The sequence below is a fragment of the Nesterenkonia haasae genome, assembly GCF_010119385.1.
GTDB lineage: Bacteria > Actinomycetota > Actinomycetes > Actinomycetales > Micrococcaceae > Nesterenkonia > Nesterenkonia haasae.
In genome coordinates this window covers 43053-66988 of record NZ_VFIE01000021.1, presented here as the reverse complement: position 1 = coordinate 66988, position 23936 = coordinate 43053, and the positions used below count along the sequence as shown (strand labels likewise).

The 23936-nt window shown below is 61.6% G+C and carries 21 protein-coding genes and 1 pseudogene; 18 read left to right on the top strand and 4 right to left on the bottom strand.

All coding sequences use genetic code 11. The features are described from left to right. Window position 1 precedes the first annotated feature (1 nt). Window positions 2-778 carry an enoyl-CoA hydratase gene (locus FH975_RS09985; RefSeq protein WP_153078831.1) on the top strand — a complete coding sequence of 259 codons (777 nt, stop codon included), beginning with the start codon at window positions 2-4 and terminating at the stop codon, window positions 776-778. A gap of 10 nt (window positions 779-788) precedes the next feature. Here FH975_RS09985 and FH975_RS09980 read toward each other — a convergent pair whose 3' ends face one another. Continuing rightward, on the bottom strand, window positions 789-1295 hold the full coding sequence (locus FH975_RS09980; protein ID WP_153078832.1) for a MarR family winged helix-turn-helix transcriptional regulator: 507 nt from the start codon (window positions 1293-1295) through the stop codon (window positions 789-791). A gap of 67 nt (window positions 1296-1362) precedes the next feature. Next, entirely contained in the window at window positions 1363-3114 is a 1752-nt protein-coding gene (locus FH975_RS09975) for an AMP-binding protein (RefSeq protein ID WP_162321234.1), read from the bottom strand. 138 nt (window positions 3115-3252) lie between these two features. On the opposite strand from FH975_RS09975, the gene FH975_RS09970 reads away from it, so the two are divergent. From FH975_RS09970 to FH975_RS09920, 11 genes are all read left to right on the top strand, one after another. Continuing rightward, window positions 3253-4458, top strand: a complete 1206-nt coding sequence (locus tag FH975_RS09970; protein ID WP_162321233.1) for an acyl-CoA dehydrogenase family protein — start codon at window positions 3253-3255, stop codon at window positions 4456-4458. A gap of 100 nt (window positions 4459-4558) precedes the next feature. Continuing rightward, window positions 4559-5035 (top strand): hydroxyphenylacetyl-CoA thioesterase PaaI, encoded by a 477-nt coding sequence (paaI, locus tag FH975_RS09965; RefSeq protein ID WP_328821856.1) that lies wholly within the window; start codon window positions 4559-4561, stop codon window positions 5033-5035. Between the two features lie 125 nt (window positions 5036-5160). Next, window positions 5161-6423 (top strand): AMP-binding protein, encoded by a 1263-nt coding sequence (locus FH975_RS09960; RefSeq protein ID WP_235928658.1) that lies wholly within the window; start codon window positions 5161-5163, stop codon window positions 6421-6423. 65 nt (window positions 6424-6488) lie between these two features. After that, window positions 6489-7139, top strand: coding sequence for a TetR/AcrR family transcriptional regulator (locus FH975_RS09955; RefSeq protein WP_153078838.1), 651 nt, complete (start codon window positions 6489-6491; stop codon window positions 7137-7139). A gap of 91 nt (window positions 7140-7230) precedes the next feature. Beyond that, complete coding sequence (gene paaA / locus FH975_RS09950) at window positions 7231-8265, top strand: 1,2-phenylacetyl-CoA epoxidase subunit PaaA (protein ID WP_153078839.1); 1035 nt, start codon at window positions 7231-7233, stop codon at window positions 8263-8265. A gap of 44 nt (window positions 8266-8309) precedes the next feature. Continuing rightward, the gene (gene paaB, locus FH975_RS09945; RefSeq protein WP_153078840.1) at window positions 8310-8666 is read left to right on the top strand and encodes a 1,2-phenylacetyl-CoA epoxidase subunit PaaB; all 357 of its coding nucleotides are present in this window, start codon (window positions 8310-8312) and stop codon (window positions 8664-8666) included. Beyond that, window positions 8663-9508 carry a 1,2-phenylacetyl-CoA epoxidase subunit PaaC gene (gene paaC, locus FH975_RS09940; protein ID WP_162321232.1) on the top strand — a complete coding sequence of 282 codons (846 nt, stop codon included), beginning with the start codon at window positions 8663-8665 and terminating at the stop codon, window positions 9506-9508. Before paaB ends, paaC begins: the two co-directional genes overlap by 4 nt. A 14-nt stretch (window positions 9509-9522) precedes the next feature. Next, window positions 9523-10062 (top strand): 1,2-phenylacetyl-CoA epoxidase subunit PaaD, encoded by a 540-nt coding sequence (paaD, locus tag FH975_RS09935; RefSeq protein WP_162321231.1) that lies wholly within the window; start codon window positions 9523-9525, stop codon window positions 10060-10062. Continuing rightward, window positions 10062-11240, top strand: a complete 1179-nt coding sequence (paaE, locus tag FH975_RS09930) for a 1,2-phenylacetyl-CoA epoxidase subunit PaaE (RefSeq protein WP_162321230.1) — start codon at window positions 10062-10064, stop codon at window positions 11238-11240. Before paaD ends, paaE begins: the two co-directional genes overlap by 1 nt. Before the next feature lie 40 nt (window positions 11241-11280). Continuing rightward, on the top strand, window positions 11281-12051 hold the full coding sequence (locus tag FH975_RS09925) for an enoyl-CoA hydratase/isomerase family protein (RefSeq protein WP_153078844.1): 771 nt from the start codon (window positions 11281-11283) through the stop codon (window positions 12049-12051). A gap of 248 nt (window positions 12052-12299) precedes the next feature. Beyond that, window positions 12300-13487, top strand: coding sequence for an NAD(P)-dependent malic enzyme (locus FH975_RS09920; RefSeq protein WP_162321229.1), 1188 nt, complete (start codon window positions 12300-12302; stop codon window positions 13485-13487). Between the two features lie 18 nt (window positions 13488-13505). Here FH975_RS09920 and paaZ read toward each other — a convergent pair whose 3' ends face one another. Next, window positions 13506-15626, bottom strand: coding sequence for a phenylacetic acid degradation bifunctional protein PaaZ (gene paaZ / locus FH975_RS09915; protein WP_162321228.1), 2121 nt, complete (start codon window positions 15624-15626; stop codon window positions 13506-13508). Window positions 15627-15773: 147 nt separating this feature from the next. Between paaZ and pdhA the strand changes: the two genes are divergently transcribed. The 6 genes from pdhA to FH975_RS09885 are packed head-to-tail and all read left to right on the top strand — an operon-like array spanning window position 15774 to window position 22281. Next, entirely contained in the window at window positions 15774-16985 is a 1212-nt protein-coding gene (gene pdhA, locus FH975_RS09910) for a pyruvate dehydrogenase (acetyl-transferring) E1 component subunit alpha (RefSeq protein ID WP_162321227.1), read from the top strand. Beyond that, entirely contained in the window at window positions 16985-18019 is a 1035-nt protein-coding gene (locus tag FH975_RS09905; protein WP_162321226.1) for an alpha-ketoacid dehydrogenase subunit beta, read from the top strand. The genes pdhA and FH975_RS09905 overlap by 1 nt, the downstream gene beginning before the upstream one ends. Window position 18020: 1 nt before the next feature. Continuing rightward, complete coding sequence (locus FH975_RS09900) at window positions 18021-19412, top strand: dihydrolipoamide acetyltransferase family protein (protein ID WP_162321225.1); 1392 nt, start codon at window positions 18021-18023, stop codon at window positions 19410-19412. A gap of 13 nt (window positions 19413-19425) precedes the next feature. Next, on the top strand, window positions 19426-20625 hold the full coding sequence (locus tag FH975_RS09895) for an acetyl-CoA C-acyltransferase (RefSeq protein WP_162321224.1): 1200 nt from the start codon (window positions 19426-19428) through the stop codon (window positions 20623-20625). 10 nt (window positions 20626-20635) lie between these two features. Then, the gene (locus FH975_RS09890) at window positions 20636-21427 is read left to right on the top strand and encodes an enoyl-CoA hydratase/isomerase family protein (protein ID WP_162321223.1); all 792 of its coding nucleotides are present in this window, start codon (window positions 20636-20638) and stop codon (window positions 21425-21427) included. Continuing rightward, a complete protein-coding gene (locus FH975_RS09885; RefSeq protein WP_328821855.1) occupies window positions 21424-22281 on the top strand; it encodes a 3-hydroxyacyl-CoA dehydrogenase family protein in 858 nt (285 codons plus the stop codon). Before FH975_RS09890 ends, FH975_RS09885 begins: the two co-directional genes overlap by 4 nt. A 101-nt stretch (window positions 22282-22382) precedes the next feature. On the opposite strand, the pseudogene FH975_RS09880 reads toward FH975_RS09885, so the two are convergent. Beyond that, window positions 22383-23809, bottom strand: a pseudogene (locus FH975_RS09880) (FAD-dependent monooxygenase); the annotation flags it as partial. Between the last annotated feature and the right edge of the window lie 127 nt (window positions 23810-23936).

The following is a 23936-nucleotide window of genomic DNA, read 5'->3' as shown; positions in this document are numbered from 1 at the left end:
CATGAACGAGTATTCGACCATTGTGGTCTCCACAGCAGAACGCGTCGGCAAGATCCAACTGAATCGACCTAAAGCCTTGAACGCGCTCAACCAGGAGCTCATGGAGGAGGTCGTGTCAGTCGCGGTGGAATTCGACGCCGACCCGAATATCGGCGCCATTCTGATAACGGGCTCGGATAAGGCCTTCGCTGCCGGTGCCGACATCAAGGAGATGGCGGAGCAGGGTTATTCCACCATGTACGCCTCTGACTGGTTCCGCAGATGGGAGGACCTGACCAATCTGCGCACACCCATCGTCGCTGCAGTCAATGGTTACGCCCTCGGGGGTGGCTGCGAGTTGGCCATGATGGCTGACGTGATTGTCGCCGGAGAAGGTGCCACCTTCGGACAGCCGGAAATTAATCTGGGTGTCATCCCCGGCATGGGCGGTTCGCAGCGTCTGACCCGCTCCGTGGGAAAGGCCAAGGCCATGGACATGGTACTCACCGGTCGGTTCATCGGAGCTGAAGAAGCCGAACGCATCGGGCTGGTGTCAAGAGTCGTCCCTGATGAGGAGACCAACCGCATTGCTGAAGAGGTTGCTGAGGTGATTGCGGCGAAGTCCAAGCCTGCCGCGCAGATGGCGAAGGAAGCTGTCGCGGCTTCTTTCGAGACCACTCTGCAGCAGGGCGTCCGGCTTGAACGCCGGCTCTTCCATTCATTGTTCGCCCTGGAGGACCAGTCCGAGGGCATGAGTGCCTTCGCCGAGAAACGCGATCCCCGCTGGAAGCACCGCTGAAGTCCGCTGTTCAGCGGGAGAAATCGCCTGCGCGCTGACGAAAATTAGCGAGGATCCGGTTCAAGTCCCGGATCTCATCGGGAGTGAAACCTGTCTGCTCGAACAGGTCCGCATTCAACGCCTCCGTGGCCTGCTCAGCGATCCGCTTACCCTCACGAGTCAGCACCAGCAAGATGGCCCGACGGTCGGAGTCATGTGGTTGGCGCTCCACCAGGCCAGCTGACTCCAGCCGGTCCACCGCGTTGGTAATAGAGGTGGGATGAACCTGGAGCAGCTGGCTCGCCTTGTTCATGGGCATGCGCTTCTCTCGGGAGAAACTCAGCAGCGAAATCACCTCATATCGGGCGAAGGTGAGTTCGAAGGGCTTGAGGATCTCCTGCGCCCGTCCCAACAGGATCTGCTGGGTGCGCATAATCGCCGTGACCGCCGCAGCAGGTGCCGCCGCGGTATCCCACCCGTGCCGCTGCCAGTTCTTCTGAATCTCAGCGATCGGGTCCTTAGCCAGCGGCGGATGCATATGCAGATCTCCTTCGGGTGTCGGACGAGCTTCGACCATTCTATGGACTGCTGGTCGGAAGTGTCCGTCAGCGCTTGGGTACGATCCCCAGATCTTCTTCGCGGTACTCGACGCCGTAACCATCGGCCGGGCGGCCTGATTGGGCTCGTTCCTGCTCCGCCTGTCGCAGCTGAACCCGGCGAATCTTGCCTGAGATGGTCTTGGGGAGTTCCCTGAACTCGATGCGTCGAATTCGCTTATAGGGAGGGAGCTTCTCGAGGCAGTGTTGGAGGATTTCCGCGGCAGTCTGCTCCCCAGCGTCCCACCCGGAGGCCAGCGTCACATACGCCTTAGGAATGGCAAGCCGAATCTCATCCGGCGCCGGCACCACTGCTGCTTCCACCACAGCCGGATGCTCCACCAGAACAGACTCAAGCTCAAAGGGTGAGACTTTGTAGTCACTGGATTTAAAGACATCATCGGCACGGCCGACGTAGGTGATCACACCGTTCTCATCCCGGGAGGCGATGTCGCCGGTGTGGTAGAAGCCATTGCGGAAGACTTCCCGATTTTTGGCCTCGTCACCGTAGTATCCGTTCATCAGACCCACGGGACGAGGGTCCAGGCGAAGACAGATCTCTCCTTCGTTGGCTTCCTTTTCCGTCACCGGGTCGATAAGGGCGACATCAAAGCCGGGCAACGGAACTCCCATGGCACCGAAGGTCACCGGACGGCCCGGGGTATTGGCGATCTGAAGTGTGGATTCCGTCTGTCCGAATCCATCCCGTATGGTGCAGCCCCAGGCTCTCTGCACCTGCTCAATCACTTCGGCGTTAAGTGGTTCCCCCGCTGAAACCGCCACACGCGGCGGCTGCTTCAGCTGCGCCATCTCCGCTTTGATCAGCATTCGCCAGACTGTGGGAGGAGCACAGAATGTGGTGACCCCTCCCTCCTGCATGTTGTGCATCAAAGAGGCGGCGTCAAACTTCGTAAAGTTGTAGAGGAAGATCGTGGCCTCGGCAATCCATGGGGCGAAGAAGTTTGACCACGCGTGTTTGGCCCACCCCGGTGAGGACACGTTGAGATGGACATCCCCAGGCTGCAGCCCGATCCAGTACAGGGTGGAGAGGTGCCCCACGGGATAGGAGGTGTGGGTGTGCTCGACAAGTTTGGGCTTCGAGGTGGTCCCAGAGGTGAAGTAGAGCAGCAGCGTCTCACCCGCTCCAGTGAGCTGTGTGGGACTGAACTCGGCTGAAGCCGCGTAGGCCGCAGAGTATTGATGCACAGTACGACCCGAAACCTCGGGGACGTGCTCAGCATCTGTGGCGTATATCCCCGGCACGTGGATCAGTGAATAGTCGCCCTCAACCGCCTCAAATTTCTGCAGCGTCTCCGTACCGCCGAGAACCCATTTCGCCTCAGCTCGGGTGACCCGATCTTGGAGGTCATAGGCACCCATCTGCGTGGTTGTCGGCACCATGACCGCTCCGAGTTTGATGGCCGCGAGCATGGTCTCCCACAGTTCCACCTGATTGCCGAGAATGAGGATCATGCGGTCCCCGCGTTCAACGCCGATGCTCTTGAGCCAATTGGCAGCCCGGTTGGAATCAGCACTGAGCTGCGCGAAGGTCCGTGAGAGTTTGGACCCGTCTTCCTCGACGATGACTAGGGCGTCCTGGTCAGCCCGCTCTGGGCTGGCGGCCACCTGGTCGAACCAGTCAAAACCGAAGTTGAAGTGCTCAAAGCGCGGCCACTCAAACTCTACACGCGCGCGTTCCCACTCCTCCTGAACGCTGACCAGGTGGTCGCGTGCGGCTCGAAACTCCTCGGTAACTGTCATATCGGACCCTCCTCGTCGAGGTGTGATACCGGTCACCCATAGAATATACTTGGAAGTCCTATAGTTGGTAAACCCCCTAACGCACAGTCCCGCGCGAGGCCCGCACAGCCAAGCGCCCGCGGGAGAACGGAGACAACCATGAGCACGAAGGCAACCCCTGAGTCATCACAGGGAGTCAGAACTTCAGCCTCCAGCCACAGTCACCCTGACCTACTGGACCTGGCTCGCCACCTCAGCGCAGAGGAGCAGGAACGCCTCCAGCGCATCGAGGCCTACGTACAGGAAAACGTTCGGCATCAGAGCATTGAGCCCTGGCATCACGAGCAGCTCCCGATCGATATGCTGCACGGCCTCGGTGACCTCGGCGTAGGCGAACTCTTCCTCGATGGATCCTCCCAGCTCTTCCAAGGACTCGCGCATATCGCAGTGGCCCGGGCCGACGTGTCCATCTCCGCAGTGGTGGGCATACACAATGAACTCATAGTCGGCACGATCGAAAGTCTCGGATCCGCTGAGCAGAAGGAGCATTGGCTTCCTGGACTGCGCCGCCTGCGCACTCTGGGCGCTTTCTGCCTCACCGAACCAGATCACGGCTCAGACATAGCGGGAGGCCTGGCCACCTCGGCAACGTTCGAAGGCAACTCCTGGAGGATTCGTGGCTCGAAACGGTGGATCGGACTCGGCACCGTGGCCGATGTCGCCGTGATCTGGGCTCGCGACACCTCAGATGGCCACATCAAAGGCTTCCTTGTGCCCACTGATACGCCTGGTTATCGCGCACACAAGATCACCAACAAGACCGGACTTCGGATCATGCAGAACGCCGAGCTGGAGCTTGACCTCACCCTGCCTGAGTCCGCACTGATGCCCAAAGCCACGAGCTTCGCTGCCACCAGTGAGGGCCTGCGTGGTTCACGAGCATGGGTCGGGTGGCAGGCCGTCGGCGCACAACAGGCACTCCTGGATACAGCCCGCCATCACGCGCTCACGCGCACACAGTTCGGCAAGCCACTGGCGTCCTTCCAACTGGTGCAGACCGCCCTGGCGACCATGGCCGGCAATCTGGCTGTGTCGACGGCGTTCATGGGCGAGCTTGCTCGCCTTCAGGAGGCCAACCAGCTGACCATGCTGCGAGCCACGCTAGCCAAGGCCACGCTGACCCGGCTGGCCCGCGAGTCGGCAGCCACAGCCCGTGACGTACTCGGAGGCAATGGCATCCTGAGCACCCATGAGGTGGCCAAGATAGCCGGAGACATTGATGCGATCTACACCTATGAGGGCAGCTACGGCATCAACATGCTGATCGCCGGACGGGAACTCACGGGAGTCTCTGCATTCGTCTGATGTGACTACCTGATGTGCTTGACATCACACTGGGTGAGTGCTTGAGTTGACTTACTGACCGATTGGTCTGTAATTGTCGGATGTCATAACAGGAGCTTCTATGTCCGCTGCTCAACCGCTCTCTGCTTCACCCGAACAAGGGGTCGCGATGCCACCCGGCGGGCCGCACCACGCCATGCTCGAAACTGACCGATGCACTCAGTGGCTCGGCGCTGAAGTACTGATCGCGGAGGAGGGTCACGCCAAACTTCGGATGACCATCCGGCCTGAGATGACCAATGGTTTCAGCATCGTCCATGGAGGCATGATCTTCACCCTCGCAGACACATGTTTCGCCATGGCATGCAACCACCCGCAGGGTGACGACGGAACCGTCACAGTGGCCTCCGGGGCAGACATCACTTTCCTGAAGTCCGCACGTCTCGGTGACGTTTTGACGGCAGAAGCGCATCAGGTGGCCCGTGCGGGCAGGAGCGGCGTATTCGACGTCGTCGTCACTTGTGAAGGTGAGACCGTCGCGGTCTTTCGCGGCCGCTCACGCACCATCCCCACGGCCCACGAAGGCAGTTCACGATGAGCATCCGGCACGCACCCGAACCAGACAGCACCGCCACCGAAGACCCGACCCAGAACGCAGTCGCGGCAGCAGTGGCGGCCACCTCAGCGACCCCAACGTCCCCGATCGAGCCCGACACTGAGGAAATGCTCAGCCGGGAAGAGATCGATGAGCTGCAACTGGTCCGCCTGCAGGCCACAGTTCGCCACGCCTATGAGAACGTCAGCGCATACCGAGAGCTCTACGATGCCCATCATGTGAAACCGGAGGACCTGGAGACCCTTGAGGATCTCGCCAAGTTCCCCTTCACCGACAAGGAGTTCCTCCGCAACGCCTATCCCTTCAAGTCGTTCGCCGTCCCCATGCGCCAAATACGCAGAATCCATGCCTCCTCGGGGACAACGGGCAAGCCGACCGTGGTCGGCTACACCGAAGGCGATATTGACCGCTGGGCCGGGCTGCTCGCCCGGTGCCTGCGATTCTCCGGAGTCTCCCCCGGAGACATCGTCCACAACGCATACGGCTATGGCCTCTTCACCGGTGGCCTCGGCGCGCATTACGGGGTCGAGAGGCTCGGCTGCACCGTCATCCCGATGTCTGGAGGACAGACGGAGAAGCAGATTCAGCTCATCCAGGACTTCCAACCCCGGGTCATTCTGTGCACGCCGACCTACCTTCTGGCCCTGGCGGACGCTTTCCGCAGTAACGGCCTCGACCCTCGAGAGACCTCACTGGAGATCGGCGTCCTAGGAGCAGAACCGTGGACTGAGGAGATGCGCCGCGAAATCGAGAGGTCATTCAACATCAGCGCCTGCGACATATACGGCCTGTCCGAGGTCATGGGACCAGGAGTTGCCGGCGAATCGGGAGACCGCAAAGACGGATCCACTATCTGGGAGGACCATTTCCGGCCCGAAATCATCGACCCCATGACCGAAGATGTCCTGCCTCTGGGGCACCACGGAGAACTGGTCTTCACCACTCTGACCAAAGAAGCCTTACCCGTCATCCGTTACCGGACCCACGATCTCACTCGCCTGGCACCAGGTACCGACCGCCCGGGGCACCGGCGAATGGGACGCATCACCGGACGCAGCGATGACATGATCATTCTTCGCGGGGTCAACCTCTTCCCCACACAAATCGAAGAGATAGCGCTGGGCATTGAGGGCCTGTCCCCCCACTTTCAACTAGAACTCACCCGTCCGGGCTCCATGGATGAGATGACCGTTCACATCGAAAGGCGGCCAGAGATGGCTCGCGATCAGGCCGAGGCTGCCGGCGCAGAACTGGCCCAGCAGATCAAGGTCAAGGTGGGGTCTAGCTGTCAGGTGACAGTCGCTGAACCAGAGACTCTTGCTCGGTCTTCCGGCAAGCTGCGCCGCATCTATGACAGACGCCCGCGATGAGCCTCGGGCTAGGGATACTCTGGTAGCCAACCACCCAGCGCCTACACAGGGAGCCCACAGGACTCATGCCACTGGACCGACTTCGCCAGGCGACGGCCACCGAGACCTCGGGGCGCCCGCGAACCGCTAGCAAACGGGGCCGTCCCGGTTACGACCGGGAAAGTCTGGTGCGAGTATGCGTCGAAGTATTCAACCACCGTGGCTACGAGGCAACCTCCATGGGGGTATTAGCTGAGGAGCTCGGTATCTCCAAGTCCGCCATCTACCACCACGTCAAGTCCAAAGAGGAAATCCTCGACGCCGCCCTCAGCCACTCACTGACTGAGCTGGAGGGAGTCGTCGCGGACGCGGAGGCGCTCAAAGCCCCTGCCGTGGTCGAGCTGGAAACCATCATCCGAGAATCGATCAACGTACTGACTCGCTCGCTGCCCTACGTCACACTATTGCTGAGGCTCCGCGGGAACTCCGAGGTGGAGACTGCTGCCCTCGTCCGACGGCGCGAGATCACGCGCCGAATCGCAGCGTTGATCGGCCAGGCCCAGACAGCTGGCGACCTGCGCAGTGACATTGACGCTCGGACTGCCTCACGACTGGCGATGGGTATGGTCAATTCGATTGTGGACTGGTATCGGCCGGAGCGCGCTGAGTCTTCGGCACCCGTAGCGGACACTGTCGTCAATCTCCTCCTCGGCGGACTGCGTAGCCCCTCCCGCTAGCAATCCTGCAACAACCCAGCTAGAGGTGTTGTGAGTCACACCTGTCCTGGTATATACTGAACGAACGGTCAGTAATTCAGGAGGTTCCGCAATGTCCCCAGAGAAGCCAGCGCTTCGAGCAGTCGACTCCTCGAGCGAGACGATCACGCAGGAAGCGCAAGCAGCTGCAGAAGACGCCCGCGTGGGTTGGGAACAGTTCCAGCAGCTCATAGAAGCGGACCAGCGCGTTGAGCCCCGTGACTGGATGCCGCACAACTACCGCAAGACGTTGGTGCGTCAGATTTCCCAGCATGCACACTCCGAGATCATCGGGATGCAACCAGAGGGCAATTGGATTTCGCGAGCACCGTCGCTGAAACGTAAGTCGGTCCTGATGGCCAAGGTGCAGGATGAAGCAGGACACGGCCTGTACCTCTACTCCGCCGCGGAAACGCTGGGCACCTCTCGGGACGAGATGTACCAGCAGCTCTACACCGGAAAAGCCAAGTACTCCTCCATCTTCAACTATCCTGCCCGGACATGGGCTGATGTTGGTGCCGTGGGCTGGTTGGTGGATGGTGCCGCCATCACCAATCAGGTACCACTGTGCCGAGCCTCCTTCGGCCCGTACGGGCGAGCCATGGTCCGGGTGTGCAAGGAAGAGTCGTTCCACCAGAGGCAGGGGTGGGAGATTCTGTACAGCCTCTCGCACGGCACTGAGGCGCAGAAGCAGATGGCGCAAAATGCTGTCGACCGCTTCTACGGACCAGCTCTCCAAATGTTCGGACCGCCAGACGATGAGTCACCAAACTCTCAACAGTCCATGGCGTGGAACATCAAGCGGTTCTCCAACGACGATCTGCGGCAGCGATTCGTCGACATGATTGTGCCGCAGGCTGAAGCCTTGGGACTGACCCTCCCGGACCCGGATCTGAAGTGGAATGAGGACCGTGGCCACTACGACTACGGTGACCTCGACTGGGACGAGTTCTTCAGTGTGGTCAAGGGCAACGGTCCACTCAATCACCAGCGTCTTGCGCATTATCGAGCTGCGCGCGACGACGGCGCCTGGGTCCGTGAAGCCGCCGCGGCCTATGCAGCCAAGCAGGCAGACACCTCCCGCGGAAGTGCCCTGCTCAGCGCCTAGAGCCCCCTTCACGTCCCCCTTTGCAGGAAAGAAAGGCCCGAACCATGGAAGAGACCGACCGCAACGCGCCCACAGACCAGGTCCCGGAAGGTGGCGTGGTCACTGAGGATCCAGCTGAGCACAGCGTGTGGCCACTTTGGGAAGTTTTTGTGCGATCCTCTCGGGGGCTCTCCCACGTCCATGCGGGTTCTCTCCATGCGCCAGATGCCGCGATGGCGCTGCGCAATGCCCGGGACCTCTACACGCGGCGCAACGAAGGCACATCCCTCTGGGTGGTCCCGGCGGCTGACATCACAGCCTCCGACCCTGACTCCAAAGGTGGGTATTTCGAGTCACCTAAAGGCAAGTCCTACCGCCACGCGACGTACTACAAGCAGTCTGAGGGGGTTCCACACCTATGAACAGCGCCGCCGGGTTCACCTCGCAGGACTCCGCTACGCGGATCTCCGTAGGAGACGCACTCACCCCCGAAGATGTCAGCGCCAGCAGCGCCGTTGCCGCTGAGGACACAGCTCGTTATGCCCTGATGCTCGGGGATGACTGTCTCATCCTCGCCCAGCGTCTAGGAAATTGGATCTCTCGCGCACCCGAGCTCGAGGAAGACATTGCACTCGGGAACATTGCCCTGGACCTCCTGGGCCATGCGCGATTCTTCCTCACCTACGCTGGTTCCGCCTGGGGCAAGAGTGAGGACGACTTAGCGTACTTCCGCGATGAGGAGGATTTCCGCTCCTGCCGACTTGTTGAGCAGGACAATGGCGATTTCGGAAAGACTATCGCCAGGCAGCTGATCTTCAGCTTCTACACCCACGAGCTCTACAGCCGCCTGGTTGACTCAGCAGACGCCACGCTGGCGGCAATCGCTGACAAAGCGCTCAAAGAAGTGGACTACCACCAAGATCACGCGGCCCAATGGCTGCTGCGGCTCGGAGGGGGCACCGCGGAGTCCAGCCGCCGTGTGCAGGCCGGATTGGACGCTGCCTGGCCCTATGTCGAGGAACTCTTCGCAGACGTCGAGCCAACGGAGAGGCTCGCCGAGCAGGGTGTCGCGGTGCTGCCCTCAGCACTGCGCGAACCCGTCCTCGATCGGCTCCATGCCATCATCACAGAAGCAGGACTGAACCCTCCGGAGGCGAAGGGGGCTTTCGGCGCCGACCGGTCCGGTCGTTTCTCAGAGCACCGCGGGTTCATTCTGGCCGAGATGCAGGTGCTGGCCCGCCAGCACCCCGGTGCCTCCTGGTGAGAGGAGCAGCTGAGATGAGCACAGCCGAAGATCGGCACCTCTCCCCCGACGGGATTCGCCCTCCAGATCCGGCTGACGCTGCCGTGTGGGATGCGGCCGCCCAGGTGACGGACCCCGAAATTCCGGTGCTGACGATTGCCGACCTCGGGATCCTCCGCGCTGCTGCGGCAACTGCCGGCGGTAGCGGCGTCGTGGTCATCACCCCCACATATTCAGGCTGCCCGGCCATGGACACCATCACCGCGGACGTCACCGAGGCAGTCCGCAACGCCGGCTTCGACACGGTCCGGGTGGACACTGTGCTCACCCCCTCCTGGACCACCGACTGGATGACAGAAGACGGCAAGCGCAAGCTGCGCGAGTACGGCATCACTCCCCCGTCGGGCCATGCCGCAGTGCGCGGCGGTCCGATCCGCGTGGGGCTGAGCGTGAAGTGCCCGCGCTGCGATTCGCTGGATACTAAAGAATTGGCCCGTTTCGGCTCCACGGCGTGCAAGGCGCTCTACCAGTGCCGGGCATGCCTAGAACCCTTCGACTACTTCAAGGTGCTGTGATGACCCTCGAAAGCCCTGCCGCCGAGGCGGCACCGTCAACCCGCCGGCGTGCCAGCTTCACTCCCCTTCCTGTCAAGGAGGTACGTCGGCTCACCGCTGACTCAGTAGAGGTCACTTTTGAGGTCCCCGAGCATCTGGTCGATGACTTTGACTACGCCCCCGGACAGTATGTAGCGCTGCGGGCCCAGATCGACGGCCACGAAGTCCGCCGCTCGTACTCGATCTGCACCGAACCAGTTCCCGGGGAAATTCGCATCGCTGTCAAACGTGACCTGGGCGGGGTCTTCTCCACCTGGGCCAATGATCAACTGAAGCCCGGTGACGTGGTCGATGTGATGAACCCTTCCGGGACCTTCGTGTCCAAGATGGCGTTGACCTCTATGAACCGACCCGAAGCGTTGGCGGAGGATGCAGTGGCCCGTAATGCCGGGGCCCAACTGGTCGCCTTCGCCGCCGGCTCCGGGATCACTCCGATTATGGCCATCGCACGTTCGGTCCTAAGCGCCTCCCCCGACACCACCTTCGAGCTGGTCTACGCCAACCGATCGGCCGCGGATGTGATGTTCGCCGAAGAACTGGGAGACCTCAAGGATCGCTACCCCACTCGCTTCGTTGTTCACCATGTCCTCTCCCGTGAGCAGCGCCTGAATCCGCTGCTGACCGGTCGGATCGATGCTGAGAAACTGACTGCCCTGCTGGATCAGGTGCTGCGTACCGAAAGGACTGATGAGTGGTTCCTGTGTGGCCCGTTCGAGCTGGTGCAGTTGGTTCGTGATGAGCTCGCATCTCGCGACGTTCCCGCTGAAGATGTCCGGTTCGAGCTTTTCACCACCGGCCGGCCGGACCGGCCCAGCGGACAGCAGGGGCGCCGCGTTCAGGACGATGCATCTGGTCCGGTGCGCCGCATCGAGTTCACCCTCGATGGGCTCACAGGAAACGTGGAGTCCCCCGCCGCCTCTGGAGAGACCGTGCTCAATGCTGCGCTGCGGCAGCGTTCCGATGTTCCCTTCGCCTGTGCTGGCGGCGTGTGTGGTACCTGCAGAGCCCAAGTGGTCTCCGGTGACTTCGAGATGGAGGAGAACTACGCATTGGAGACTGATGAGCTCGAGCGCGGATTCGTCCTCACCTGCCAGACCAGACCTACGTCCGACCTTCTGGTGGTCAACTACGACGCCTGATCCAACCAGCCACACCTCTAGTGAGTGACAGGAACAGAACATGATTGATCTGAGCATCCAAGGCCACTTCGCGGAAGTGGTGCTGAACGCTCCCCAGAAGCTCAACTCATTGGACGAGCAGGCCCTCGATGAGTTGGATGCCGCCTATCAGGAGGCGGAGCAGGCTGATGTGCGTGCACTGTTCCTGCGAGGTGAGGGCCGGGGTTTCTGCGCCGGGCGAGACATCTCCGGCGTGAACCCCAAGGACGACGATGTCATAGGTTACTTGGGCGAGCGGGTCACCCCGCTTCTGCGCCGGATGGCTGCATTTCCCGCACCGACATTCGCAGCTGTCCACGGAGCCTGTTTGGGCGTAGGGCTGGGCCTGGCCATAGCCACCGATGTCGTCTATGTAGCGGAGAACGCAAAGATCGGATCTCCGTTCGCATCGCTGGGTGCCACCCTCGATTCCGGCGGTCATGCGCTGTTCGTGGAGCGGCTAGGTGCCCACCGCACCTTGGATCTAATTTACACAGCTGAGCTGATCTCCGGTCAGGAGGCTGTGACCTCTGGACTGTTCTCCCGTGCCGTACCCGCTGATTCGTTGACCTCGTTCACCAGGGAGAAGGCCCAAGCCGCAGCACAGGGCGCAACCCTCGCCTTCCGTGAATCCAAGAAACTCGTAGCCCAGATCCGGGATCAGCGACTGGGCTTGTGGGACTCACTCGACAATGAGAACCGCGCTCAGGCTGCGCTCTGCGATTCCGAGGACTACATTGAGGGTTTCGCAGCTTTCCAGCAGAAGCGGACGCCTACTTTCCAAGGAAAGTAGACCGGCAGTAACGTCCACTTAGTGAAATTTCTCACCGGCGAGCTGGGCTGAACGAAGCGAGCATCTATTCTGTGAGCACGGTCTAAAGAAAGTACTGACCACTGCGACGGCGTGGGGAACCGATGATCTCGGCACCTACGGCAGCGCACGGCCGGAGCATCTAGCCCACCCGATGAAGTGTGTGCGCTCCCGCGAGATCCGCGACGCGCCGTGTCGACCTGAACAGTTACTTTCCAGGAGAGACCCTTATGTCGGATACAAGCACGCCTCAACCGATCACTGACGACGACGTCTTCACCGCTCATGAAGGCGGCAAACTCACCGTTGAAACCACTATGCCTCTTGATTCCAAGAGAGCATTGTCCATCGCCTACACCCCCGGTGTAGCCCAAGTCTCCCGAGCCATCCATCAAGATCCAGCGCTGCACGCCACCCATACGTGGGCATCCCGTCTGGTGGTGGTGCTCTCCAATGGAACTGCAGTATTGGGATTGGGAAACATCGGACCTGCCGCGTCGTTGCCCGTGATGGAGGGCAAGTCAGCCCTGTTCCGCGAGTTCGGTGGCCTGAACTCCATCCCCTTGGTCATCGATACCACTGATGTCGACGAGATCGTCGAAACCATGGTGCGGCTGCGACCCAGTTTCGGCGCAGTCAACCTTGAAGACGTCGTGGCGCCACGGTGTTTCGAATTGGAGCAGAAACTCATTGAGGCACTCGACTGCCCGGTGATGCATGATGATCAACACGGCACAGCAGTCGTCGTTCTGGCAGCACTCACCAACGCCACCCGGCTGACTGGGCGCACTTTCGCCAACACCCGGGTTGTCATAGCGGGCGCAGGCGCGGCCGGGATCGCCGTCACCGAGATCCTGCTCGAAGCGGGAGTCCAAGACATCACCCTGACCGACTCCCGGGGCATCATCCACCGCGGCCGCAATGATCTCAATGACACCAAGGCCCGAATCGTGGAGAAGACTAACCCTGGGAATATCACCGGTGGGATCGCCGAAGCGCTCGATGGCGCGGATGTGTTCGTCGGAGTGTCCTCCTCCACAGTTCCTGAAGAGGCCGTAGCCGGGATGGCCGATGATGCGATCATCTTCGCTCTGTCCAACCCAGATCCTGAAGTCCCCCCAAACATCGCGTCGCGCCACGCGGCAGTGGTGGCCACCGGCCGCTCGGACTTCCCAAATCAGATCAACAACGTGCTGGCCTTTCCGGGCATCTTTCGTGGGGCGCTCGACTGCGGTGCGCGCAGAATAACATCGGCCATGAAAGTCGCGGCAGCCACGGCGATCGCTGATGTGGTCGGCGATGATCTGCGGGCCGACTACATCGTCCCCTCACCGCTGGATGACCGGGTGGCCACCGGAGTTGCCCAGGCAGTCATGCACGCCGCCCACCAAGAGGCGGCGGTGGCGACGTCAAGCTAACCGCGCGGTGTTGCCCCGTCAGGCCCAATCGGGAACGTCCTTCGCGACCCGGGTGAGTACATCGTAGGTAGCGACGATCTCGTCGTGCTGATTGTGCAGCACAGTATCCCAGCGGACCTCTCCGTAGTCGTCAGTCTCCCTGGGGGTGATCTGTTTTGCCGTCAGAGTCACGCGGATTGAGTCCCCGTAGGTTACCGGCGTCATGAAACTCAGGTTCTCGAGCCCGGTGTTGGCCAACACCGGGCCCGGAGCCGGGTCAACGAAGAGTCCCGCGGCCCAGGACACCAACAGATACCCATGCGCGACGCGCCGAGGAAAGAACGGATTGGCGGAGGCAGCTTCTTCATTGGTGTGCGCATAGAACGTGTCGCCTGTCGAGGCAGCGAACGCATCAATGTCTTCCAGACGCACCTGGCGCAGCCCAGAGGCAAACTGGTCTCCGATGCGCAGCTCGGAGAGAGACTTCCGGAAGGGGTGCCGCGCGCTGCCATCAGCAACGGTCTCCGCAGTCGCCGTGTGAGCCGCAGCGCCTCGGTGCCACACACCAGTCACGCCGGTGAGCAGTTCGGGTGTGCCCTGGATGGCGGTGCGCTGCATATGGTGCTTCACTCCGCGCATCCCACCGAGTTCTTCACCCCCACCAGCGCGGCCGGGTCCGCCGTGGACCAGGTGCGGCAGCGGCGAACCGTGCCCGGTGGAGGTCTTCGCGTCATCACGGTCCAGCAGATGCACTCGCCCATGGTGAGAGCCGATACCCCGAATGAACTCTGCAGCGGTCCGCGGATCATGGGTACAGACCGTCGCGACCAGGGAACCTCCACCGAGTGCTGCGAGGTCCACCGCGTCGGCGATATCGGTGTATCCCAGAACAGAGGTGACCGGGCCGAAGGCTTCCACCTGGTGGACCTCAGGGGTGCGGGCATCGCTGAACTTCAACGTTGTCACTGGATAGAACGCGCCCTTTTCTGCGTCTGCCCCACCTGTGGAGGCCTCCGGCCCGCCGAAACAGACCTCACCTCCGGCTTCGACCAAGCGCCGAACCGCCTGGGAGACCTCTGACTGCTGGTCCTTGGAGGCCAACGCTCCGACTGTGGTCTCAGCATCGCGAGGGTCCCCCAGGACAGCACGGGCTTCAACTCGCTCGCGCAGAGCGTTCACCACAGCGTCGACATGTTCGCTCGGGACGATCGTGCGCCGAATGGCGGTGCACTTCTGGCCTGCTTTGACCGTCATCTCCTGGACGACAGCCTTGATGAATGCCTCAAACTCCGGGGTGCCGGGAGCAGCATCGGGTGCCAGAATCGCAGAGTTCAGGGAGTCCGTCTCCGCCGTGAAACGCACTCCCTCATACTGAACGTTCGGGTGCGAGCGCAGCATATGAGCCGTGGCCGCGGAGCCGGTAAAGGCCACATGGTCGCGATAGTCCAGGTGGTCAAGAAGGTCGCGGGCCGAACCGGAGATCAGCTGGAGCGACCCCTGGGGCAGCAGCCCAGAGTCCACCATGAGCCGGACACAGGCTTCTGTGACGTAGGCAGTCTGGCTGGCCGGCTTCACAATCGTGGGAACTCCGGCAATGAAACTAGGTGCGAACTTCTCCAACATCCCCCAGACGGGGAAGTTGAACGCATTGATTTGGACCGCCGCGCCGGTGAGCCGGGTGTAAATGTGCTCGCCGATGAAGCTGCCATCGCGGGAGAGCTGCTCGACGCCACCGTCGATGATGACATTCGAGTTCGGAAGCTCCTTCCGTGCCTTGGAGGAGTACGCGAACAGCGTCCCGATCCCGCCGTCGACATCGACCAGATGATCTTTACGGGTCGCACCGGTCTTATCGGAGAGCTCATACAGCAGCTCCTTATGCTCACCCAAGTGCAGTGCCAGCTGCTTCAACCGCAGCGCCCGCTGATGGAAGGTCAACTCACCCAGCGCCGCTTGGCCCGCACTTCGGGCATAGTCGACAGCGCGGGAGGTCTCCAGACCATCAGTGGAGACCCGGCAGACCAACGCACCCGTGGCGGCGTCGTGAATGTCAGCCACCTTCTCAGGGTCGGACGGGGCCCACCATTGGCCTCCGATAAAACTCGGCAAAATTTGCTCAGGGGCGTGCCCGGGTGTTGCTTCGGTGAACTCGACGGTCATCAGCGTCCTCAATTCCACGGTTGGACTGCGGTCTTGGATTGGCCAGAAAACTGTTACCGACCAATCGGTCAGTATTTACGATACACTAGCGTGACAGGTATCACACATGGCGTGCGCCACTTCCGCATCCATCCAGAGAGGGTGATCATGGACGATCCCAAAACGGCACCGGAGCCTGGCCACGAAAAAGCAGAACAGGCCTCCCGGATCTTCGCGGCGAGCCGCAGCTTTGGCATTACTCCAGAGCAGTACATGCTGCCCGCGCAGCAGCAAATCCGCATGCTCGACGCTGCGGGCACCCTGGTCCCAGTCGAGCAGCAGGGCACAGGACCCGGACACGAGTACCCGATCCCGGAGGACGAGGTGCTGCTCAAGGCCTACGCAGCTCTAGTGGCGGGCCGGCGCATCAATGACCAGAACTATGCCCTAGTCCGCCAGGGCAGGTTGGCGGTCTACCCTTCCTCGCACGGCCAGGAGGCCTGCCAAGTGGGCGCGGCGCTGTGCCTGGAACCCGGTGACTGGATGTTTCCCACCTACCGGGACACGGTCTCGGTCATCTCACGCGGAGTTGATCCGCTGGAGGTCATGGTGTCCTTCCGCGGCGACTGGCACTGCGGCTACGACCCTAGAGAACACCGGGTGGGTGCGATGTCCACCCCGCTGACCACACAGCTGCTGCACGCTGTGGGGGTCGCCCACGCCGCCAAGCTGCGCGGCGAAGAAACTGTGGTGCTCGCCATGTGCGGAGACGGTGCCACCAGCGAAGGCGACTTCCACGAGGCACTGAACTTCGCCGCTGTATTCGAGGTCCCGGTGGTGTTCTTCGTTCAGAACAACGGGTACGCGATCTCCGTTCCGCTCTCCAGTCAGTCAGCAGCGCCCTCACTTGCGCATAAGGCCATCGGCTACGGGCTCGCCGGAGAACAGGTGGACGGCAATGACATGGTCGCTGTCCTCGCCACACTGCGCCGAGCTGTTCACTTGGCGCGCGAAAACTCGATGCCTTTGCTCGTGGAAGCCGTCACCTACCGGATGCAGGCCCACACCAACGCCGATGATGAGACTCGCTACCGGGACCGTGAAGAAGTCGAGCAGTGGAAGCAGAAAGACCCACTGCTGCGGATGCAGACTTTCCTCACCGGTGAAGGACTCCTCGACGACGACGCCGCGGGCCGAATCACTGAAGCGGCAGAGAAAGTTGCCAGCTCGCTGCGCCAGGCGATGACGGCGGACCCAGCGGAGAACCCGTTGGAGATCTTTGACCACGTATACGCCGCACCCACCGCGCAACTGTTGGCCCAACGGGCACAGCTCGACGACGAGCTCCAGCGCGCCACGACCGATGAAGGGGCCCAGTGATGAGCACCATAACTGCCACCAGCACCACCACCTTCGCTTCCGCACTCAACACGGCCATGTCTGACGCGATGGAGGCCGATGAGTCTGTAGTGGTCTTCGGCGAAGACGTCGGCACCCTGGGTGGAGTCTTCCGAATCACCGATGGACTGACCAAACGCTTCGGGTCCAACCGGTGCTTCGACACTCCCCTGGCGGAGTCCGGTATTGCGGGAACTGCGGTCGGAATGGCCATCAACGGCATGCGCCCAGTGATCGAAATGCAGTTTGACGCCTTTGCGTTTCCTGCCCTGGAACAGATCTTCAGCCATATCGCGAAGATGGCCAACCGGACCCGCGGCCGCGTGCGACTTCCCATCGTCATCCGCATCCCTTATGGCGGCGGAGTCGGCGGTGTAGAACACCATTGCGATTCCTCAGAGGCCTACTATGCGCACACCGCTGGGCTGAAGGTCTTCACACCATCCACTGCTGCTGATGCCTACCTGATGCTCCGCGAAGCCATCGACACCGAAGATCCGGTGGTGTTCTTCGAACCGAAGAAGCTCTATTGGTCCAAGGCCCCGGAGGATCTCTCCACCCTGCGGCAGGCATACGAATCCGAGTCGGAGAACTCCCGCCGAATCGGGGCCCAAGGCCAAGCCGTCGTCGTTCGTGAAGGATCTGACGTCTCGATCGTTTCCTATGGGCCCTCTGTTGCAACGGCCCTGAAAGCCGCTGAAGCAGCCGCCGAGGACGGGATCAGCGCCGAAGTGCTGGACATGCGCAGCCTCGTCCCATTCGATGAAGCTGGACTGATCCGCAGTGTGGAAAAGACCGGACGTGCCGTCGTGGTGGCTGAGGCCCAGGGATTCGTGTCAGTGGCCAGTGAGATCGCCGCACGTATTCAAGAGCGGTGCTTCCACTCTTTGGCATCTCCGGTGCTGCGCGTCACGGGTTTCGATATCCCCTATCCCGCCCCGAAGCTGGAAGAGCATCATCTGCCGGATGTGGACCGCATCCTCGACGCCCTCGACGAGATGCAGTGGGAGGACTGAGATGACCACATTCAATCTGCCCGACCTGGGCGAAGGTCTCACTGAAGCGACACTTCTCAGCTGGATGGTTTCCGAAGGCGACACTGTCGAAGTTGACCAAGCGATCGCGGAGGTTGAGACAGCAAAGTCCGCCATCGAGGTCCCCTCCCCCTACGCGGGCACCGTGCACACGCTTCATGGGGTCGCTGGCGACACGCTCGAAGTCGGTAAGCCATTGATTACAGTGAGCACCGGCGATGACACCGCCAACGGCACGCAGACGCAAGAAGCGGAGGCCGGCGCACTGTCCTACCGTGAGGAGGAGCGCGCTGGAGCCAGCGAGCCGCAGGACGCCGTGGCTGACGAAGGCTCCGGAAATGTGCTGATTGGTTACGGCACCTCGGCAAGCAAGAACGGCCGCAGACGCCGCAGACGACACGCCGGCGGACGCTCAGCTGTCCCGCCAACTCCAGCGCCGGAGGAGACTAAGGCTCCCCGGGTGTCGTCTCCGTTGGTGCGGAAGATGGCGCGCCAGCAAGGAGTGGACCTTCGTGGCCTGACTGGTTCAGGGCCGGACGGCCTGATTATGCGTTGTGATGTCCTCGCTGCGGCCGAGCAGTCAACCACAGCGCCGCGAGGCACATCCGTATCGCCACATGCAGAGCCTTCTGATGCAGAAGTTCCGAGCGCAGGCCGCGATTCACTCACCGGCCTCGATATCAGAGAGCGCGTCCCCATGACGGGGATGAGGCGGGCCATCGCCACCAAGATGTCTCAGTCCCGGACTGAGATACCTGAAGCCACCGTATGGCAGGACGTCGACGTCACCCAACTTGCAGACATGCGTCAGCAGCTGAAAGACGCAGGTCATGTGGCCCCGTCCATATTGGCGTTCCTCAGCAGGTTCGTGGTCGCTGGGCTGCGAAAGTACCCTGAGCTGAACTCGCGCATCGTCGAATCCGACGGCTCAGAGGAGATCGTGCACTTCGAGGGCATCAATCTGGGTTTCGCCGCACAGACAGATGCCGGTTTGGTCGTTCCGGTCATCCGTCACGCTGAGAAGCATTCCGCACTGGGCCTGCACGCCGAGATCCGTCGCCTCGCGGAGGCTGCACGAGGTGGCAACATCGGAGGCAAGGAGCTCTCCGGAGGGACATTCACCGTGAACAACTACGGTGTCTTCGGATCTGACGGCGCAACCCCGATCATCAATCACCCTGAGGCGGCGATTCTCGGTATCGGGCGAACCCTGGACCGCCCGTGGGTGGTTGAGGGAGAGATCACAGTGCGCAAGATCACCACCGTGACACTCGCGTTCGACCATCGGGTCTGCGACGGCGGTGCTGCGGGCGGCTTTCTCGGTTATGTAGCGAGCTGCCTGGAGAACCCTGCCGTGGCTTTGGCCGACTTCTGAAGGAGAAAAACCTGTGACTGATGCCTTTCTCGTATCTGGAACTCGTACACCGGTGGGCAGGTACGGAGGCTCCCTCTCTGCCGTTCGCCCCGATGATCTTGCCGCACTGGTGATTCGCCAGGTGGTGGAAGATTCGAAGGTGCCCTCTGCTGACGTTGATGAGGTGATCTTCGGCAACTCCAACGGCGCTGGCGAGGAGAACCGCAACGTGGCCCGCATGGCGTGGCTCTTGGCTGGCTTCGAAGACGTCGTGCCAGGCATCACCGTCAACCGGCTGTGCGCCTCGGGAATGTCCGCCATCGCCCAAGCACAGCAGATGATCGCTGCCGGCGCTGCCGATCTGGTGGTGGCCGGCGGTGTGGAGTCCATGTCCCGAGCACCGTGGGTGATGGCCAAGCCGGAGAAGCCCTTTTCCCGCCCGGGGGACGTGGTGGATTCTGCCATCGGGTGGCGGTTCGTCAACCCACGGCACGTGGACCATCCCAAGCGCACCTTCTCTATGCCAGAGACCGCAGAAGAGGTCGCCAGGGTGGACGGAATATCCAGGGTGGACGCAGATGAGTTCGCGCTGAGGTCCCAACAGCGCGCCGTGGCAGCTACCCAAGCCGGACGGCTCACGAGGGAGATCACACCTGTGGAGATCCCCAGCAGGAAGGGCCAACCCACTGTGGTGACCACCGATGAAGGCCCCCGCCCGGAGACCACCTTGGATGCCCTGTCGAATCTGCGCCCGGTCGTTGCTGGCGGCAGCGTCGTCACAGCAGGAAACGCTTCATCGCTCAACGATGGCGCCTCCGCCGTGATCGTGGCTTCTGCGCGAGCTGTGGAGAAGTACGGGTTGAATCCGCGTGCCCGCGTCGTCGGATCCGCGAATGCTGGAGTGCCGCCGGAGATTATGGGTATCGGTCCGGTGCCTGCCACGCGCAAAGTGTTGGAGCGCACCGGCTGGGGCATCGGTGACCTCGATGCAGTGGAGCTCAATGAAGCCTTTGCCAGCCAATCCCTGGCATGTATGCGACGACTCGGGTTGGATGAGCAGATCGTCAATTCTGACGGCGGTGCCATCGCTCTGGGCCACCCCCTGGGTTCATCCGGATGCCGCATTGTACTGACGCTGCTGCGCCGGCTGGAGGATGACGGCCTGCAGCGCGGTCTGGCCACAATGTGCGTCGGTGTGGGCCAGGGCTCCGCCATGCTGATCGAAAGGGTGTGACCTTACGCAGATGGGATGGAACCCTTCCGAATTCACCACGCTGCGCATCATAGAAGCCGACGACCGGGTCCACGCCCGGCTGGACCGCCCAGAGGTGCGCAACGCTATCGACTCCGAGATGGTCAGTGAACTCCATTCTCTGTGCGCCCAACTTGAGTCCCAGCCGAAGATCCTGATCCTTTCCGGGACGGAGGCGAAAGGGAAGGGCATCTTCGCTTCCGGAGCGGATATCGGCCAGCTGCGGGAGCGCCGCCGCGCCGATGCGCTGCGCGGCATCAACTCCGCTGTCTTCGACCGGCTGGCGGCACTGCCCATGCCAGTTATCGCTGCCTTGGACGGGTACGCCCTCGGCGGTGGAGCGGAATTGGCCTGGGCTGCCGATTTCCGGGTGGCCACCACACGGGTCAAAGTCGGGCAGCCGGAAACTCAGCTAGGCATCATCCCTGCCGCTGGCGCACTGTGGCGGCTGAAAGAACTCACCGGAGAGTCTCTGGCCAAAGAAATCCTCTTCACGGGACGAATACTCAACGCTGAGGAGGCCCTGCACTTTGGCCTGGTGACGTCGGTCCACGAGCCAGAGGAACTTCTGGAAGCCGCAGAAGCACTGGCTGATCGGATTGCCCAGCAGGATCCCCTAGCTGTCCACGTGGCGAAACGGGTCTTTGCCATGCCGCGCGAGGCGCACCCGCATGTGGACAACCTCGCGCAAGCCATCCTGTTCGAATCTCAGGCTAAGTTCGACCGCATGCAAGCGTTCCTCGACCGCAAGAAGACACCGCCCCCCAAGGAGGCAGCAGAGTGACAGACTCAATCCCCCAGCACGTTGGAGTACTCGGTGGTGGGCGCATGGGCGCCGGCATTGCGCACGCATTTATCGTCGCAGGAGCCCAGCGTGTCACGGTCGTGGAGGTCGACGACGCCGCGGCTCAGTCCGCAGCGGACCGGGTCACAGGGGATCTGAGCTCCAGTCTCGAACGAGGAAAAATCAGCGGGGACCTCAGCAAGTGGCTAAACAAACTGAACGTATCCACCGACTATGCAGCATTCGTGGACTGCTCCTTGGTGGTGGAGGCTGTTCCTGAGAAGTGGGACATCAAAGTTTCTTCTCTGCAGCGGGCTGAATCCCAACTGACAGACTCAGCCTGGCTGGCCAGTAACACGTCGTCGATGTCTATTACCGAGCTGGGCGGAGTGTTGAAGCGTCCGGATCGTTTCTGCGGACTGCACTTTTTCAACCCGGTCCCCGCATCCAAACTGGTCGAGGTGGTCCTCGCCGAAGAGACCAGCAGCGAACTCGAAGCACATGCACGCTCATGGGTGGAAGCTCTGGGCAAAACTCCGGTCGTGGTCAACGATGCACCAGGATTCGCGTCCTCACGGTTGGGAGTGGCCATAGGGCTGGAGGCGATCCGCATGGTGGAGGAAGGAGTGGCTTCTGCTGAAGACATCGACAATGCGATGGTGCTGGGATACAAATTTCCTATCGGCCCGCTGGCCCTGACCGACATCGTGGGACTGGATGTGCGTCTCGGCATTGCTGAGTATCTCCACTCCACACTCGGGGACCGGTTCGCGCCACCGCAGCTGATGCGCCAGATGGTGGCCCGTGGTGAGCTGGGCCGGAAGTCCGGCCAAGGCTTCTACACCTACGAGTAGAGCTGCTGGCAAGGCCTCTGCCGCGTTTGACCCCGCCCTACCAGGCTTACCCAACGCTATGACGTAGGGGATTTCAGATAGGGCGGGGTCAAACTATGCGGCTACCGGGAACGCTTACTGAAGTTGCCTGTGAAGAACTCTGCGAGTTCTGCGGTAGCCGTCAGCGGCAGCACATGGGCCACATACTGGTCTGGGCGCACAACCACCACTGCGCCATTGTCGCTGATGCCGCGTTCTGCAAAGATGCTCTGCTCAGGGTGGACCCCGGAGACATCGTTGAGGTAGGTCAGTCGGAAGGGGCCCACTTTGGGTTTGAAAGCCTCGGGGACGGCATTGATCGTGATATCCGGGGGTTCCGCTGGGCCCAACGGCCAAGCTGGGAGTCCTCCCCCGCTGGGGGCGCATCCGCGAAAGCGTAAATGCGCCAGCGGCCGTCGGCAGTGGCCAGGTGTCCCAGGTGCAAGGGGTTTCCGTCACAGACTCGGGATACCAGTGCAGACTTGAAGCGTTTGCCCACCGTGTATCCGGACGCCAGATCCTGATGGCGGGCATCTCCGGTGATCATGGACGGCTTGTACTCGGTCATAAACCCGGCCGGGAATTCGAACGTCTTGACGTAGAAGTCCTCCAATACGGAAGGGTCCTCCATTTCCTCAGGCTTCTTGGCCATCAGGGGGGACCATTCCTTGTCGAAGTCGATGAGGTTCTGAGCTACCTCCTGCCGCTCACCGGAGTACGTGTCGAGCAGGGTATCCGGACTCAGCCCGGTGAGCACCTGACCGAGTTTCCAACCCAGATTGAACCCGTCCTGCATCGAGACGTTCATTCCCTGACCGGCCTTGGCGCTGTGGGTGTGACAGGCGTCGCCGGCGATGAAGACCCGTGGGGTGCGCTCACCGGTGAGTTCGTCGGGGACATCGTCAAACTTGTCGGTGACTCGATGACCGACCTCATAGACGCTGTGCCAGGCCACATGCTTCACATCAAGGGTGTACGGGTGGAGGATAGTGTTCGCTTTGGCGATCACCTCATCCAACGTGGTCTGCCGCACCCGGCCTGCATCATCGTCGGCGACCTCACCGAGATCAACGTACATGCGGAACAGGTGTCCGCCTTCGCGCGGGATAAGCAGGATGTTTCCGCCGGAGCGGGACTGGATGGCGCATTTGAGCCTGATGTCGGGAAAATCGGTCACCGCGAGAGTGTCCATGACGCCCCAGGCGTGTTTGGCCGTGTCGCCGTCCAACGTCCGGCCGATGCTGCGCCGGACCCCGCTTCGTGCCCCGTCGGCACCCAGCACGTATTTGGCACGAACTGTTCGTTCCTGGCCTTCACGTTGACCGGCTACATGCCGGATACGCACCCACACCGGGTAGTCAGCGTCGTCAGTGACCTCCAGTGCTAGGAACTCCACCCCGAAATCGGGGCGCATCCGAGAGGGGGAACGTGCCATGTGTTCGGCGAAATAGTCCAACACACGGGCCTGATTGACGATCAGGTGGGGGAACTCGCTGATGCCGTGCTCGTCTCCTCCTCATGAGCCGAACCCCCTCCCGTGAGCTTCGTCACATATACACAAGGGCCGTGCACAGCAGTCCAAGCATGGTGCGGGCCGAGAGGCAAGGATTGCCGACTATCACCTGTTAATTTCAGGT